At 33.3% G+C, this 17,143-nt stretch carries 13 protein-coding genes; all 13 read left to right on the top strand.

Translation table 11 applies throughout. From position 1 onward, the window contains the following. Positions 1-308: 308 nt before the first annotated feature. The 13 genes from FS935_RS05860 (at position 309) to ymfI (ending at position 17,087) form a co-directional block, all read left to right on the top strand. Positions 309-1,970 (top strand): ribonuclease J, encoded by a 1,662-nt coding sequence (locus FS935_RS05860; protein ID WP_146946648.1) that lies wholly within the window; start codon positions 309-311, stop codon positions 1,968-1,970. Between the two features lie 288 nt (positions 1,971-2,258). Beyond that, positions 2,259-2,996: a ClpP family protease gene (locus FS935_RS05855; RefSeq protein ID WP_240050831.1), complete on the top strand. Its 738-nt coding sequence runs from the start codon at positions 2,259-2,261 to the stop codon at positions 2,994-2,996. Beyond that, positions 2,993-3,241: a YlzJ-like family protein gene (locus FS935_RS05850; RefSeq protein ID WP_146946646.1), complete on the top strand. Its 249-nt coding sequence runs from the start codon at positions 2,993-2,995 to the stop codon at positions 3,239-3,241. Before FS935_RS05855 ends, FS935_RS05850 begins: the two co-directional genes overlap by 4 nt. 89 nt (positions 3,242-3,330) lie before the next feature. Further along, positions 3,331-5,706: a DNA translocase FtsK gene (locus tag FS935_RS05845; protein ID WP_146946645.1), complete on the top strand. Its 2,376-nt coding sequence runs from the start codon at positions 3,331-3,333 to the stop codon at positions 5,704-5,706. Positions 5,707-6,253: 547 nt separating this feature from the next. Beyond that, on the top strand, positions 6,254-6,979 hold the full coding sequence (locus FS935_RS05840) for a GntR family transcriptional regulator (protein WP_146946644.1): 726 nt from the start codon (positions 6,254-6,256) through the stop codon (positions 6,977-6,979). A gap of 242 nt (positions 6,980-7,221) precedes the next feature. Beyond that, a complete protein-coding gene (locus tag FS935_RS05835) occupies positions 7,222-8,298 on the top strand; it encodes a BMP family lipoprotein (RefSeq protein WP_146946643.1) in 1,077 nt (358 codons plus the stop codon). Between the two features lie 255 nt (positions 8,299-8,553). Continuing rightward, complete coding sequence (locus FS935_RS05830; RefSeq protein WP_146946642.1) at positions 8,554-10,083, top strand: ABC transporter ATP-binding protein; 1,530 nt, start codon at positions 8,554-8,556, stop codon at positions 10,081-10,083. Next, the gene (locus FS935_RS05825) at positions 10,080-11,126 is read left to right on the top strand and encodes an ABC transporter permease (protein ID WP_146946641.1); all 1,047 of its coding nucleotides are present in this window, start codon (positions 10,080-10,082) and stop codon (positions 11,124-11,126) included. Before FS935_RS05830 ends, FS935_RS05825 begins: the two co-directional genes overlap by 4 nt. Before the next feature lie 6 nt (positions 11,127-11,132). Next, positions 11,133-12,086 carry an ABC transporter permease gene (locus FS935_RS05820; protein WP_439116625.1) on the top strand — a complete coding sequence of 318 codons (954 nt, stop codon included), beginning with the start codon at positions 11,133-11,135 and terminating at the stop codon, positions 12,084-12,086. A gap of 218 nt (positions 12,087-12,304) precedes the next feature. After that, positions 12,305-13,543 carry a bacillibactin exporter BcbE gene (bcbE, locus tag FS935_RS05815; RefSeq protein WP_146946639.1) on the top strand — a complete coding sequence of 413 codons (1,239 nt, stop codon included), beginning with the start codon at positions 12,305-12,307 and terminating at the stop codon, positions 13,541-13,543. 164 nt (positions 13,544-13,707) lie between these two features. After that, positions 13,708-14,985: an EF-P 5-aminopentanol modification-associated protein YfmF gene (yfmF, locus tag FS935_RS05810; RefSeq protein ID WP_146946638.1), complete on the top strand. Its 1,278-nt coding sequence runs from the start codon at positions 13,708-13,710 to the stop codon at positions 14,983-14,985. Next, entirely contained in the window at positions 14,982-16,268 is a 1,287-nt protein-coding gene (gene yfmH, locus FS935_RS05805) for an EF-P 5-aminopentanol modification-associated protein YfmH (protein WP_146946637.1), read from the top strand. The genes yfmF and yfmH overlap by 4 nt, the downstream gene beginning before the upstream one ends. A gap of 96 nt (positions 16,269-16,364) precedes the next feature. Then, positions 16,365-17,087 carry an elongation factor P 5-aminopentanone reductase gene (gene ymfI, locus FS935_RS05800; protein WP_146946636.1) on the top strand — a complete coding sequence of 241 codons (723 nt, stop codon included), beginning with the start codon at positions 16,365-16,367 and terminating at the stop codon, positions 17,085-17,087. The last annotated feature ends 56 nt before the right edge of the window (positions 17,088-17,143 follow it).

Raw genomic sequence — 17,143 nt, 5'->3', positions numbered from 1 at the left:
AAAAATAAGAGCAACACTTACAAGATATCAAGTTATTCATGACTCTGGATAACTAGTGATATGTAGTAAGTGTTGCTCTATTTTTGTTTTATTGCAAATCTTTAGTAGTAGAAGCTGTTGCTGTTGTGATTTGCATTACATTCACTGTTTCTAACAGGTATATAGGTTAATTTGTAACAAACTTTCAATAAGAGAATTAGTAAAAATATTATACGGTGAAAATTTCCTTGTATTCCATTTCTTTCATCAGTTATAATATCTCTAAGTGACGGTGAACGGGTACTTCAGCGGGGAGGATTTATTAAATCATGGAAAAGACAGAAAAAATTAAATTAATCGCTTTAGGCGGTGTTGGTGAAGTCGGTAAAAATATGTTTGTTGTGGAAATTAATTCAGATATTTTTGTTGTAGATTCAGGATTAATGTATCCAGGAGATGAAATGCTTGGTATTGATATGGTCATACCAGATATCACGTATCTTAAAGAAAATAAAGATCGAGTAAAAGGTATATTCCTTACTCATGGACATGATGAAAGTATCGGAGGAATTTTCAATCTGCTACATCATATCCATGTACCTATTTACGGTACTAAGTTAACATTAGCATTAGTCGGTGAGAAATTAAAAGAAAATCGTATGAGTCAATCTGTTTTAGTTAAAGAAATAAATAATGAAACTGTTTTATCATTCTCAAGCACAAAAGTAACTTTTTTCAAAACAAACCATAGTATTCCTGATTCAGTCGGAATTAGTTTTTCTACATCAATGGGCGCAATTGTTCACACAGGTGATTTCAAATTTGACCAAACTCCAGTTGGTGATAATTATATGGATATTGGTAAAATTGCTAGAATAGGTGAAGAAGGTGTTCTGTGTCTACTATCAGATAGTATAAATGCAGAAAAACCAGGCTACTCTGGCTCAGAAGCACTCGTTGGTGAAGAAATCTCTGATGTTATGTACAATGCAGATGGAAGAGTGATTGTTGCTGTTTTCGGTTCAAATTTGCATAGAATTCAACAAGTTATTAATGCAGCTGTTAAGAATAACAGAAAATTAGCTGTTGTTGGTAAAAATATGAGAAATATTTTAAACTTGGCAATTAACTTAGGATATATTGATGTTGAGGATGAATTATTTATCTCTATTAATGAAATAGACAAGCATCCACAAAAAGAAATAGCTATTTTAACAACTAGTAACAAAGGTGAGCCACTAGCAGTTATATCAAGAATGGCGAAACAAACTCATAAGCAAGTTAATGTTCGAAGTGGAGACACTGTTTTAATTGCTGCTACACCTATGCCTGGACATGAGTTAGTTTTCTCAAGAACAATAGACTTACTATTTAGAGCTGGAGCAAATGTTGTATTTGGTGAGAAGCAAGTTCATGTATCTGGACATGGACATCAGGAAGAATTAAAAATAATGCTTAATTTAACAAAACCTAAATATTTTATTCCAATACATGGTGAATTCAAAATGCAGAAAGCACATGCAAAATTAGCAAAACAAATTGGATTGGAAGATAAAAATATATTTTTAGTTGATAAAGGTGAAGTTATTGAGTTTAAGGGTAACCATGTTTATACAGGTGGCAAGGTACCGTCTGGTAATGTTTTAATTGACGGTCTTGGAGTTGGTGATATAGGAAACATTGTATTACGAGATCGACGATTATTATCTCAAGATGGAATTTTGATTGTTGTTGTTACACTTGATAAACAACGTAAGAAAATAAACTCTGGACCAGAAATTATTACAAGAGGCTTTGTTTATGTCCGTGAATCAGAAGAGCTTATTGCAAATGCAACAAAAGTTGTTTCTAATGTTGTGGAAAGAAGTATGCGTGAACAAGCTATTGAGTGGTCACAGATAAAGTTAAATATTAGAGAATCTTTAAATCAGTTCCTTTACGAGAAAACGAAAAGAAGACCAATGATTCTTCCAATTATTATGGAAGTGTAAGGGTTTATTTGGACAAATAATAGGCTAACTCACATTTATTTATATTGAGTTAGTCTTTTTATTTTACGCTCTACTAAATTTTTCTGTTGAGTTTTGTTACATGTATTCGTTTTTTACTAAGAATGAAATAGCTCTACATTCATCATTTTTAAAAAGGCAATTCCTCTCAGCTAGAAATCAACATTAAGCCTTTATTTCATGCAATTACCTATTCTAAGTTTTCATTTGCATGAAATAGCCACCCTTGTAAATACTAAGAAACAGAATGATTATGAAAGGGTGGCTTACGTGGAAAATAATGATCGTTACATACAGGGTGAAGGCACTGAAAAACAAGAAGGTAAGGAAAGCTCAATAGTTGAAAAAATTCAACAGTTAGGTCAAACAAATGTGCCGCAAATGGGCAGTGATTCTAAAATCCATTGTTTAACAATTGTAGGTCAAATAGAAGGACATATACAGCTACCACCACAAAATAAAACAACTAAATATGAACATGTTATTCCGCAAATTGTTGCTATTGAGCAAAATCCTAATATTGAGGGTTTATTAGTTATTCTAAATACTGTTGGCGGAGATGTTGAAGCTGGTTTAGCCATTGCTGAAATGCTTTCATCTTTATCAAAGCCAACTGTTTCAATTGTACTAGGTGGAGGTCACTCAATTGGTGTACCAATTGCTGTATCATGTGACCATTCATTTATTGCTGAAACAGCTACAATGACAATTCATCCAGTAAGATTAACAGGACTTGTTATTGGTGTTCCTCAAACATTTGAATATCTTGATAAAATGCAGGAAAGAGTTATTAATTTTGTTACAAAGCATTCAAATATTACTGACGAGAAATTTAAAGAACTAATGCTTTCAAAAGGGAATCTTACACGTGATATTGGGACAAATGTTGTTGGTAAGGATGCAGTTGAATATGGTTTAATTGATGAAGTCGGTGGTGTAGGTCAAGCTATACAAAAACTAAATAGTTTGTTAGAAAAATCTAATGATGAGGACACGATGCTACAATGATCTTTTACACAATGGTACCGAGTGAACACATGTTTCCAACATTAGAAGAAGAATATAAAAAGCAATCGATTGTTGAAGTGAATGGTGTACAACTTCTTGTTCAAGAAACAACAAATTCTCAATTTGAAATTGTCCGAATATTAAGCAGTGATCCTAATCACTATTTAGACTCTGCAATATGTCCTGGACAAAAAGTTACAATGTCCATTTCTACCAATCAAGGGAATTATGGTATAATGAATTAAAAGAGATAGGCAGCCATTATGGCTGCTTTCTTTCTTGCAGCAAAAAAATTTAAAAATAGTAAACAGATTACTATACATAGGTGATATAAATGACAAAAAGAAAAGGAAAACAGAGAAAACAACGAAAACCGAAGGATGACTGGAAACGTATATTAAAATTTGAGCTTTCAGGTTTAATTATATTAGCAATAGCTCTTATAGCAATATCCAAATTAGGTTTTGTAGGTACAGCCTTTGTCCATCTATTTCGTTTTTTTAGTGGTGAGTGGTATATGCTCTTTTTAGTTGGTATTGTATTATTCTCACTATATTTAATTTGGAAAAGACAAATACCTCCTTTATTTTCAAGACAAATGGCAGGTATTTTCTGTATAACTGCATCACTTTTATTATTAAGCCATGTAACCCTTTTTAAAATGCTTTCTCACAATGGAACATTTGTTTCTCCGAGTGTCCTTTCAAATACCCTTGAGCTATTTTGGATGGATGTAAGAGGGGAAGCTAGTTCGGTTGATTTAGGCGGTGGTATGCTTGGTGCAATATTATTTGCAGCTTCATATTATTTATTTGCTGAGGCAGGATCGAGAATTATTGCTGTTGTTTTAATAGTAATAGGAATTATTTTAATTACTGGTCGTTCTTTACAAGGTACACTTACCAAACTACTTCAACCCGTAGGGAATTTTATTAAAAATCAAACACTAGGATTTATCGATGATATGAAGGGTCTCCCCGAAGCATGGGAGAAAAAACGAATAGAACAAAAACAGAAAAGAGCTGAACAAAAAGAAAAGAAAGAAAATGAAATGGAACATGAAGTTGAAGAAGATGAACTGCAGCCAATTATTTCAAGCTTCTCTGATAGCTCAGAGCCGGAAAAACCAGCTCAGGAAATGATTATTCATACAATGGATACAAATAATGATTATAAAGCTCAAAGTAATGCTTCAAACACACAAAGTGTGGTGGCCGAAGAAACTCAAGATCTAAATCAGGAAGTACTTCAGCCTATGGCATTTGTAGAGGTAGAAAATAAAGATTATGAGCTGCCATCAATAGAAATATTAAAAGCACCAAAACATAATTCTCAAGCGGCAGATAAAAAGAATATCTATGAAAATGCGAGAAAATTAGAAAAAACATTTCAAAGTTTCGGAGTGAAAGCAAAAGTTACACAAGTTCATTTAGGTCCTGCTGTAACAAAATATGAAGTCTATCCTGATGTAGGTGTAAAGGTAAGTAAAATTGTCAATTTAAGTGATGACTTAGCTTTAGCATTAGCTGCAAAGGATATAAGAATTGAGGCACCTATCCCAGGTAAATCAGCAGTAGGAATTGAAGTTCCTAATTCTGAAGTAGCGATGGTTTCTTTAAGAGAAGTATTAGAATCCAAATCTAATGATCGACCTGACGCAAAACTTTTAATTGGACTAGGTCGAGATATTTCAGGTGATGCTGTTTTGGCTGAATTAAATAAAATGCCTCATTTGTTAGTAGCCGGTGCTACTGGAAGTGGTAAAAGTGTATGTATTAATGGAATCATTACAAGTATTTTAATGAGAGCTAAGCCACATGAAGTGAAATTAATGATGATAGATCCCAAAATGGTTGAATTGAATGTTTATAATGGTATTCCTCATCTTTTAGCACCTGTAGTAACTGATCCTAAGAAAGCATCACAGGCACTAAAAAAAGTGATTAATGAGATGGAAAGAAGATATGAGTTGTTTTCACATACGGGAACACGTAATATTGAAGGTTATAATGAGATAATTAGAAGAAATAATCAGGAGGAATTAGCAAAACAGCCGGAACTTCCTTATATCGTAGTAATTGTGGACGAGCTTGCAGATCTAATGATGGTTGCTTCTTCAGATGTGGAAGATTCGATAACAAGATTATCTCAAATGGCCCGTGCCGCTGGTATTCATTTGATAATAGCAACACAACGTCCATCAGTAGATGTTATTACAGGTGTAATTAAGGCGAACATTCCGTCTCGTATCGCGTTCAGTGTATCATCACAAACAGATTCAAGAACAATTCTTGATATGGGTGGAGCTGAGAAGCTACTTGGTAGAGGTGATATGCTATTTCTACCTGTTGGAGCATCAAAGCCTGTTAGGGTACAAGGAGCATTTTTATCAGACGAAGAAGTTGAACAAGCAGTAGACTTTGTTATTGCTCAACAAAAAGCTCAATATCAGGAGGAAATGATCCCAACAGAGGTTGTTGAGACGAAAACTGAAGTGACAGATGATTTGTATGATGATGCTGTACAACTTGTTGTGGATATGCAAACCGCATCTGTATCAATGCTTCAACGTCGATTTCGAGTTGGATATACAAGAGCAGCTAGATTAATAGATGCAATGGAAGAAAGAGGTGTGGTAGGTCCCTATGAGGGAAGTAAACCACGTGACGTCCTAATATCAAAGGAAAAACATGAAGAACTTACTTCTTAAATAGCAAGAACTTAAGCAGAAAATCTATGGATAGTGAACTTGCTACATGTGAATTAGGAGAGAATATGGAAGTGATGGTTAAACTATAACCATCACTTTTTTTATTACTTGCTTTCTTTAAACTAGATAATCAAAATCTAAAAGCTTGCTCAAACAGCAATAGTAAAAGTGCTACTTCAAAACAATCACTCTAGAAGAGTTGAAACTTTGAATATAAAGCAATTTTTTTATCGTATTAGTTTATATAGGAGTAACAATAGTAATTATCTTAATATTTTAAATTTATTTTAAAATCGACAAATTACGACATTAAGAGTAAAATATTAGATGAAATATATGGAGAGAATTGGCTAATGCTAGAGAATGGTATTAAACTTTTTAACAATAACCTCAAACTTAAATATTTTATTTCTCTTCTTTCGACAAATTTGAAGAGTTTCTATTTATTTCTAGCATAAAACGTGATATAGTAATTTCGATTAGAGAAAGGTGTATAACATCAGATGTCTGATCTCTTATAGTTAGCGGATAAATTGGGGGTGGATGAATGACCATAAAATCTGATAATCGGCACTTGTACCTACAAGTGATTGATAAGATAAAAGAGGATATAGAAAACGGTACATACAAAGAAAAAGAGAAATTACCCTCTGAATTTGAGCTTTCAAAAAGTTTAGGTGTAAGTAGAGCTACTTTAAGAGAAGCACTTCGAACATTAGAAGAAGAAAACGTTATCATCAGAAGGCATGGGGTCGGTACATTTGTGAATGCGAAACCACGTTTTACTTCTGGTATCGAACAATTAAATAGTGTTACAGGTATGATTGAACAAGCTAACTCAATTCCTGGAACCGTTTTTCTTTCATCGTCAATCATAGGAGCTACAGACGATGATGTAAAAAGATTTAAGTGTAAAAAGGAAGAGGATATCTTTTTACTAGAAAGAGTTAGGACTGCTAACGCTGAACCAGTAGTCTATTGTCTTGATAAAATACCTACTGACCTGCTTCCAGATACTTTTGAACATGAACAGGAATCATTATTAAAGGTTTTAGAAGAAAAAGCTGGTATTTATATAAGCTATGCAGTGACCCATATTGAACCGATAGGATACCATGATAAAATTTCTCCTATTTTAGAATGTGACCCTGAAACATCATTATTATTGCTAAAACAGATGCATTTCGATGATGAAGATCGACCAATTTTATACTCTTTAAATTATTTTAGAGCTGATAACTTTAGTTTCCATGTAGTAAGAAAGAGAATATAGGTTAAGAATAAAAGGGATGACCTTTTTATAAAACTATCAATTTTACTGTGTTATTCAGAGCTTTATGTGAAAAAATATAAAACATTGTGAGAAAATCTCCAATATTTCTGCTTTTTTACCTAAAGTTATCTAATATAAATAAGTATTACATAACTTCAAGGAGGTGGTTGTTCTCGAATAGACTATCATTTTTTAGTAAAATGTAATACTTATACTTAAATTATTGAGGGGGCTTTAAAAAGATGAAGAAAAAACATGGTTTAGCATTATCATTATTACTAGCTGCTGGTACTCTTTTAGCAGGTTGTGGTGGCGGAGATCAGAAGGAAGAAGCTGGTGGCGGAGAAGGTGCTGGTGAAGCAAAAGATAACTTCTCAGTTGCAATGGTAACGGATATAGGTGGAGTTGATGATAAATCATTCAACCAATCTGCATGGGAAGGCTTAACTGCGTATGGTGATGCTAATGGTCTTGAAAAAGGGACTGGTGGATATGACTATCTTCAATCTCAAAGTGATGCAGATTATGCAACTAACTTAAATACGTTAGCTCGTAAGAATTTTGATCTTATCTATGGAATTGGATATTTACTTCAACCCGCTGTAGATGAAATTGCTCAACAACAAAAAGATACAAAATTTGCAATTGTTGATAGTGTTGTAGAACAGCCTAATGTAGCTAGTATTACATTTAAAGAGCATCAAGGTTCTTTCTTAGCAGGTGTTGTAGCTGGTTTAACAACAAAAACAGATAAAGTTGGTTTTGTTGGTGGAGTTGAAGGTGACTTAATTAAGAAATTTGAAGTTGGTTTTGTTGAAGGTGTTAAAGCAGTAAATCCTGATGCAAAAGTTGAAATTCAATATGCTGGTTCATTTGGTGATGCGGCAAAAGGTAAGCAAATTGCTTCAAGCATGTACGGTTTAGGCGCAGATATTATTTATCATGCAGCAGGTGGAACTGGTAATGGTGTATTTTCAGAAGCAATTGATTTGAAAGTTGAAGATCCAACTCGTGAACTTTGGGTAATTGGTGTTGATAAAGACCAATACGAAGAAGGTAATGGTAAAACAAAAGACGGAGAAGAATTTAACATTACTTTAACATCTATGGTAAAACGTGTTGACGTTGCTGTTCAAGATTTAGCTGAAAAAGCTGCAGCTGATGAATTCCCAGGTGGCGAAGTTATTGAGTATGGAATCGAAGAAGGTGCTATTGGTATCGCTCCGAGTGATCAGCATCTAAGTGATGAAATTAAAACAAAAGTTAAAGAATACGAAGAAAAAATTCTTAATGGTGAAATTGAAGTACCTACAAAATAAGAGTTTAAAATGGAATGGGCTGACTAAATAGTGAAATCTCAAATCTCTCTTGCAAAAAAGAAATAAAAAAGTGTTAGAGAGATGGGAGTTAATTATGTCAGCCCTTATTCCTGAAAATCGATAAATTCAAATCTTTTATCTAAGTCAATTTAGTAGTACATATGTAATGAAAGATTTGAATTTGCTGATTTTTATTCAAGGTATAAGCAAAAAAAATTAATATTTATGTTGTTCAGGATAAAGGAGTGAGCATGTTTGGACTATGTAATTGAAATGCTAAATATTCGTAAAGAATTTCCTGGCATAGTAGCAAATGACAATATAACGTTACAGGTAAAAAAAGGAGAAATTCATGCTCTATTAGGAGAAAATGGGGCAGGTAAATCAACATTAATGAACGTACTCTTTGGACTTTATCAACCTGAAAAAGGTGAAATAAAAGTTAAAGGAAAGAAAGTTGATATTACCAATCCCAATATTGCTAATGATCTAGGTATTGGAATGGTTCATCAGCATTTTATGCTTGTTAACACATTTACTGTAACAGAAAATATTATTTTAGGTAACGAACCAAAAAAAGGTAGTTCAATTAATTTAAAAGAAGCTGAAAAACAAGTAAAAGAGATTTCAGAGCGTTATGGTCTGTCAGTTGATCCTACAGCAAAAATAGCTGATATTTCTGTTGGAATGCAGCAAAGGGTTGAAATTTTAAAAACACTGTACCGTGGTGCTGAAATTTTAATTTTTGATGAACCAACTGCGGTGTTAACACCTCAAGAGATAAAAGAATTAATTCAAATATTTAAAACACTGATTAACGAGGGTAAATCAATTATTTTAATTACACATAAATTAAAAGAAATAATGGAAGTCTGTGATCGTGTAACTGTTATCCGAAAGGGAGAAGGAATAGGGACAGTTAATGTAGCAGAGACAAATCCAAATGAACTTGCATCGTTAATGGTAGGAAGAGAAGTTTCTTTTACTACAGAAAAAACAGTAGCTAAGCCAAAACAAGATGTTCTTACGATTGAGAACCTTAACGTAAAGGATAATCGTCAAGTATTTAAAGTGAAATCATTGAATTTGTCAGTACGAGCAGGTGAAATTGTTGGAATTGCTGGTGTTGATGGTAACGGACAAACAGAACTAATTGAAGCGATTACAGGATTAAGAAAAGTCGATTCAGGTTCAATTAAATTAAATGATAAGAAAATAGAGAATATGCACCCTCGCAAAATAACAGAAAAGGGTGTTGGACATATTCCACAGGATCGTCATAAACACGGCCTTGTTCTTGACTTTCCGATTGGTGAAAATATGGTACTACAAACATATTATCATCAACCATTTTCTAAAAGAAGTGTTTTAAATTATAAAAACATTTATGAGAAAGCAAAACAACTTATAAAAGAGTTTGATGTAAGAACACCGAGTATATCTACTTTAGCAAGAGCATTGTCTGGTGGTAATCAGCAAAAAGCAATCATCGGACGTGAAGTAGATCGTAATCCAGATCTTTTAATAGCTGCTCAGCCTACTCGAGGATTAGATGTTGGAGCAATTGAATTTATTCATAGTCGACTTATTGAACAACGTGATAATGGAAAAGCGGTTCTTCTTATCTCCTTTGAACTTGATGAGATTTTGAATGTTAGTGATCGTGTTGCTGTTATTTACGAAGGTGAAATAATAGATATAGTAGATCCTAAAGAAACAACTGAACAAGAGCTAGGCCTTTTAATGGCTGGTAGTAAACGTCAGAAAGAAGGTAAGCTATCATGAATCTAAATCGTTATATGAACTTATTAATTCCAGTTATTGCTGTATTTTTAGGATTATTATTTGGTGCAATTATCATGCTTGTTAGTGGGTATAATCCTATAGCAGGATATAGTGCATTATGGTATGGGATTTTTGGGGAATCATATTATATTGGTGAAACAATTAGACAATTAACTCCTTATATTTTAACAGGTTTAGCTGTTGCATTTGCTTTTCGTACAGGTCTTTTTAATATTGGTGTAGAAGGACAAGTAATAGTTGGGTGGTTAGCCGCTGTATGGGTCGGGGTTGCATTTGAATTACCTGCAATCATTCATATTCCATTAGCCATAATTGCTGCTGGTTTAGCTGGTGCATTCTGGGGATTTATTCCTGGATTTTTAAAAGCAAGATTTAAGGTGCATGAAGTTATCGTCACAATTATGATGAACTATATTGCATTGCATGTTACAAATGCTTTAATACGTAATGTTATGACAGATAATGCTGATAAATCAGATAAAATTTTCCCAACTGCATCATTACGATCTGAGTTCTTCGAAAATATGACTGATTATTCTCGTATGCATTATGGTATATTTATTGCACTAATTGCTGCGTTTATTATGTGGTTTTTACTCGAAAGAACAACAAAAGGGTATGAACTTCGAGCAGTAGGATTTAATCACGATGCAGCTCATTACTCAGGTATGAACGTGAATCGTAATATTATTCTATCTATGGTTATTTCTGGAGCCTTTGCTGGTGTAGCAGGTGCCATGGAAGGTTTAGGTACTTTTGAATATGTTTCAGTAAAAGGCGGGTTTACTGGTATCGGATTTGATGGTATAGCAGTAGCTTTAATTGGAGGAAATGCAGCTATTGGAATTATTTTAGCAGCAGCTTTATTTGGAGGCTTAAAGGTAGGAGCATTAAATATGCCTTCTGAGGCTGGTGTTCCAAATGAGCTTGTTGAGATTATTATTGCGCTTATTATCTTCTTTGTAGCTTCTAGCTATTTTATCCGCTGGATTTTACTTCGTTTTAAAAAGGAGGGGAAATAAGTGAGTATATTACAAGCTCTAGAGATCATCATTCCCACTGCATTATTCGTTGCAGCACCACTTATTTTCACTGCACTAGGTGGAGTTTTTAGTGAAAGATCTGGTGTTGTAAATATTGGACTTGAAGGCTTAATGATTATTGGGGCCTTTGTAGGTATAATATTTAACTTGCAGTTTGCTGACATATTAGGAAATGCCACACCATGGTTTTCTATATTAGCTGCGATGATTGCAGCAGGCGTTTTTTCTTTGCTTCATGCCGTAGCTTCAATTACATTTAAAGCTGATCAGGTTGTTAGTGGTGTTGCTATTAACTTCTTAGCACTTGGTTTATCATTGTTCTTAGTGAAGAATATTTATGAAAAAGGACAAACAGATCGAATCACAATTAGCTTTAATAAAATGGATGTACCTTTTTTAAGTGATATTCCAATAATTGGTGATATCTTCTTCTCTGGAGGTTACATTACTTCGTATATAGCTATATTCGCTGCATTTATTGTATGGTATGTTATATTCAAGACACCATTTGGTCTTCGTCTACGTTCAGTCGGTGAACATCCAATGGCTGCTGATACAATGGGAATTAATGTGACAAAAATGAGGTATATAGGTGTTATTCTAAGTGGAGCTTTTGCTGGAATTGGCGGTGGAGTTTATGCAACAATTATCGCTAGAGACTTTAGTCATGCAACAATAAGTGGACAAGGCTTTATGGCTCTTGCTGCTGTTATATTTGGTAAATGGCATCCACTTGGAGCAATGGGAGCAGCATTGTTCTTTGGCTTAGCACAAGGTTTAAGTATTATTGGTGGCACGATACCATTGCTTAAAGATATTCCAACGGTTTATTTGCTTATTCTACCCTATGTATTAACAATTTTAGCTCTAACAGGATTTATTGGGCGAGCAGATTCTCCTAAAGCTTTAGGAACACCGTATGAAAAAGGTAAAAGATAATAGTATTGAAAAAAAGCTTCTACAATTTATTTTGTGGAAGCTTTTTTTTCATTTGTTTATCGAATAACGAGGTGAACAGAACCCTAATTTTTAGAAAGGCGCCTTATGTAAAGGGTCATACATAATGAGATTTGTTACTAAATCCCAGTATATGTTAGGGCGAAATTACACAAAATGAACTTGGTATCAAATAAATAATAAGACAAGGAGAAGACAAAATGGGATCAGGAAAGAAGCTTGACTTACTTGCATTATCATCTGTTCCACTTGTTATGACTTTGGGAAATTCTATGCTAATTCCAGTGCTACCTCTCATAGCAAAAAAATTAGATATCAGCTCTTTTCAAGTTTCCCTTATTATCACGGTCTACTCTATCGTTGCAATTATTTTAATTCCAATAGCAGGTTATTTATCAGACCGTTTTGGAAGAAAAGTTGTAATGGTTCCTTGTTTAATTATTGCAGGTATTGGAGGAGCGGTATCGGGATGGGCTGCATGGAAGATAGATGACCCATTTTTTATAATATTATTAGGACGGATTTTACAAGGGATAGGTTCTGCTGGGGCAGCTCCAGTTGTGATGCCATTAATAGGTGATATGTTTAAAAATGATGATGAAATAAGCGCTGGGCTTGGTTTAACTGAAACGGCAAATACTGCAGGGAAAGTATTAAGTCCAATAATTGGTGCTGCACTAGCCTCTTTTTTATGGTACCTGCCATTTTGGTTTATTCCTTTTTTTAGTGGAATTAGTGTATTGCTCGTTTTTCTATTAGTTAAAATACCCAAGAAAAAGAAACAGGAAAAACAATCATTCAAAGAGTTTACTCACTGTGTGAAAGATATTTTTAAGAAAAATGGTAGATGGTTATATTCTATTTTTGCAGTAGGCTGTATCATAATGTTTGTTTTATTTGGAGTTCTGTTTTATTTATCAGATATATTAGAAAAACAATACAAAATTGATGGTATTCAGAAAGGTCTTGTACTTGCGATTCCATTATTAGCATTATCAATAAGCTCTTTTGTATCAGGAAAAAAAATAGGTCAAAATCAGCAGTTAATGAAGACAGTGATGATTGTTGGAATGGGAACTGTTGCTATTTCTTTTATAGCGTTAAGAATTCAACACTCCATTATCTTTCTTATTTCATTTTTAGTCTTTACTGGTATAGGTATAGGGGCTACGCTACCAAGTTTAGATGCAATGATAACAGAAGGTATTGAAAAGGAAGAAAGAGGAACAATTACCTCCATATATAGTTCAATGAGATTTATCGGTGTTGCTGCAGGTCCACCTGCATATTCTTATTTTATGACAGCATCTGAGCATCTCATTTATTATATTTCTGCTGGAAGCAGCTTGATAGCAGTAATGGTGGTTCTACTCTTTATTAAGCCCAATAAAGGCAACGAAAAAGATCCTAATTCAAAACAGATGCCAAAGCTTGCATAAAGAAGACTGACTCAAGGGATCCCCTTTGTCAGTCTTCTTTAATTATGTATAAATAATAAATTGCTTAGAAAGACTAATTAAAGAGTAAAAAAGTGTATTATTTCCTTTATTATCCTCGTATTGTTATAATTACAAGCAAAACTGTCAATAAAAGGAGGTTCAAAATGTCGTACATAGATGAGCAACTTGTAGAAATAAACGGAATGTCATTACATACTATTTCTACAACAAAATTTAAAACAAATACAATTGTACTAAAGCTATTAGCACCATTGAATGAAACTGATGTTACTAATAGAGCATTATTGCCTTATGTTCTTCAGAGAGGTACAAAGTCTTATCCTACGAGCACAAGTCTAAGACAGCATTTAGATGAATTATATGGAGCAACACTACATGTTGATCTTGCAAAAAAAGGTGAGAATCATATCATTTCATTCCGGATGGAAATTGCAAATGAAAAATTTTTAAAGGACTCATCTCCATTACTTGAAAAAGCAGTGAAATTATTATCAGAGATTTTACTTGAACCTGTTATCGAAAATGGAGTTTTTAAAGAAGATGTTGTAACACAGGAGAAACGTACTCTTAAACAACGTATTCAGGCAGTTTATGATGATAAAATGAGATATTCAAATTTACGATTAGTTCAAGAAATGTGTAAAGATGAACCTTATGCTCTACATGTAAATGGTGAAATTAATCAAGTTGATCAAATCACTGGTGAAACTCTATATGAATATTACAAAACATCAATAACATCTGACAAAATCGACATGTATGTTGTGGGTGATACAAAGCAAGAAGAAGTAGAAGGTTTTGTTAAGAAATATTTTAACTTTACTAATACTTCTCAGCGAACAGCTGAACCAGAAAAGCAAAAGTCTGTAAAGGAAACAGAGGTTTTTGAAGAGCAGGATGTAAAACAAGGGAAGTTAAATATAGGATATCGAACAAATAGTACGTATAAAGATGATGATTATTATGCTCTTCAAGTGTTTAATGGAATTTTTGGAGGATTTTCTCATTCAAAGCTATTCATAAACGTCCGTGAAAAAGCAAGTTTAGCATATTATGCGGCATCTAGAGTTGAGAGTCATAAAGGGCTATTAATGGTAATGTCAGGCATTGAAGAACAGAATTATAAGCAGGCTGTGACAATTATAAAAGAACAAATGAATGCCATGAAAAATGGTGAATTTTCAAATGAAGAATTTGAGCAAACACAGGCTGTGATCCGAAACCAGCTGCTTGAAACAGTTGATACACCATATGGTTTAGTTGAAATCGTCTATCATAATGTGATTGCTAACATTCATCGCTCCTTTGATGACTATCTAAATGGCATTGATAATGTTTCAAAAGAAGAGGTAATACAGGTAGCTAACAAAATTGAACTGGATACTATTTATTTTCTTAAAGGAATGGGGGGGAATGTATGACAAATCCTATTCGTTTTGATCAATTAGAAGAAACACTTTATCATGAAAAAATGGAGAACGGTCTTGAAGTCTATGTTTTGCCCAAAAAAGGATTTAACAAAACATATGCAACATTTACAACAAAATATGGATCAATCGATAATAAATTTGTGCCTCTTAATGAGGAGAAATCAATATCAGTTCCAGACGGCATTGCTCATTTTCTTGAACACAAGCTTTTTGAAAAAGAAGATGGTGATGTATTTCAGCAATTTAGTAAACAAGGTGCATCAGCAAATGCATTTACATCATTTACAAGAACAGCTTATTTATTTTCTAGCACAAGTAATGTTGATAAAAACCTGGAAACATTAATTGATTTCGTTCAAACACCTTACTTTTCGGAAAAAACAGTTGAGAAGGAAAAAGGTATCATAGGGCAAGAAATAAATATGTATGATGATAACCCAGACTGGCGCTTATATTTTGGGCTCATTCAAAACTTATATCAAAATCATCCAGTTAGAATCGATATAGCTGGAACAGAAGAGTCTATTGCTAAAATAACAAAGGATTCGCTATATGAATGTTACAATACTTTTTATCATCCAAGTAACATGCTTTTATTTGTTGTCGGTGCAGTAGAGCCAGAGAAAATTTTGAATCAGGTTAGAGAAAATCAACAGAAAAAGGATTTTACAAATCAAGAAGAAATTAAAAGGGAATTCCCTATTGAAGAAGACGAGGTATATAAGTCAATTGAAAAACTACGAATGAATGTGCAAAGCTCAAAATGTTTAGTAGGATTAAAAGCTAAAAATCCTAAAAGAGTTGGGAAAGAATTATTAAAATATGAGCTTTCAATGAATATTATTTTAGATATGCTCTTTAGTAAAAGCTCTAATCATTATGAGGAATTATATGGTGAAGGCTTAATTGATGATACATTTAGCTATGATTATACAGAAGAAAAAGGCTTCGGCTTTGCAATGATCGGTGGGGATACAAATAATCCAGATCTTTTGGCAGAAAAAATCAAAAATATCCTTATTACAGCAAAAAAAGATGGTGGAGATTTTAGTCAGTTTGATGCTACGAAAAAGAAAAAAATTGGTTCATTTTTAAGGGCTGTTAATTCACCTGAATATATTGCAAATCAATTCACAAGATATGCTTTTAATGATATGAACCTCTTTGATGTTGTTCCTACATTGGAATCTTTAACAAAAGAAGACATAAATCAGGTTTTGAATGAAGCTGTGGAAGAGAAATTATTTTCAGTTTGTCAGGTTATTCCAAAGTAACATGACTAAAATATAGATGATATACTAAAAAGGTCTGACAAATAGTCAGACCTTTTTAAATACCAAATATAATAAGACCTTAAGGAGTTCATTTAAATGGGGAAATTCGCATTAATAACAGGTGCTAGTGGAGGGATTGGAGCTGCCATAGCAGAAAAATTATTGAATGAAGGGTATTCACTATATGTTCATTTTAATAAAAATGAAACAGCAATTAAGGAGTTTATTGAAAAATTCACAGGTAGTGAAAGTAAGATCATTCCAGTTCAAGCAGACCTGTCTACTATATCTGGTGTTAATGAACTAATTCATCAAATTTCAGTCCCAATTGATTTACTTGTATTAAATAGCGGTAATAGTTTCTATGGATTAATAACAGATATGAATGATCAGGAAATAGATCAAATGATTCAATTACATATATCAAGCCCTTTTCGCTTAGCGCAAAAATTACTACCCCCAATGATTAGTAAAAAATCAGGGAATATTATTGTTATTTCGTCAATATGGGGAATAACTGGTGCTTCATGTGAAGTTTTATATTCAATGGTCAAGGGAGGGCAAAATTCCTTTGTAAAGGCTCTGGCAAAAGAAGTAGGTCCAAGTAAAGTGAGAGTAAACGCGATAGCTCCAGGTGCAATTTCAACCAATATGCTTTCAAATTTTAATAAAGATGAATTAGAAGAATTATCAGAAGGAATTCCTATAGGTCGATTGGGGCATCCTAACGAAGTAGCTGAAGCTGTCGTATTTTTAGCTTCTGAAAAATCCTCTTACATAACTGGACAAGTAATATCAGTTGATGGGGGATGGATTTAAAGGTTTCTTTATTTATTTGAATAAAATGTTTTTCCTAAAGGAATAATACACATGTA

This window comes from Metabacillus litoralis (assembly GCF_007994985.1).
Lineage (GTDB): Bacteria > Bacillota > Bacilli > Bacillales > Bacillaceae > Metabacillus > Metabacillus litoralis.
The sequence above is the reverse complement of the archived record's forward strand: the minus strand, read 5'-3'. Positions and strand labels throughout refer to the sequence as shown.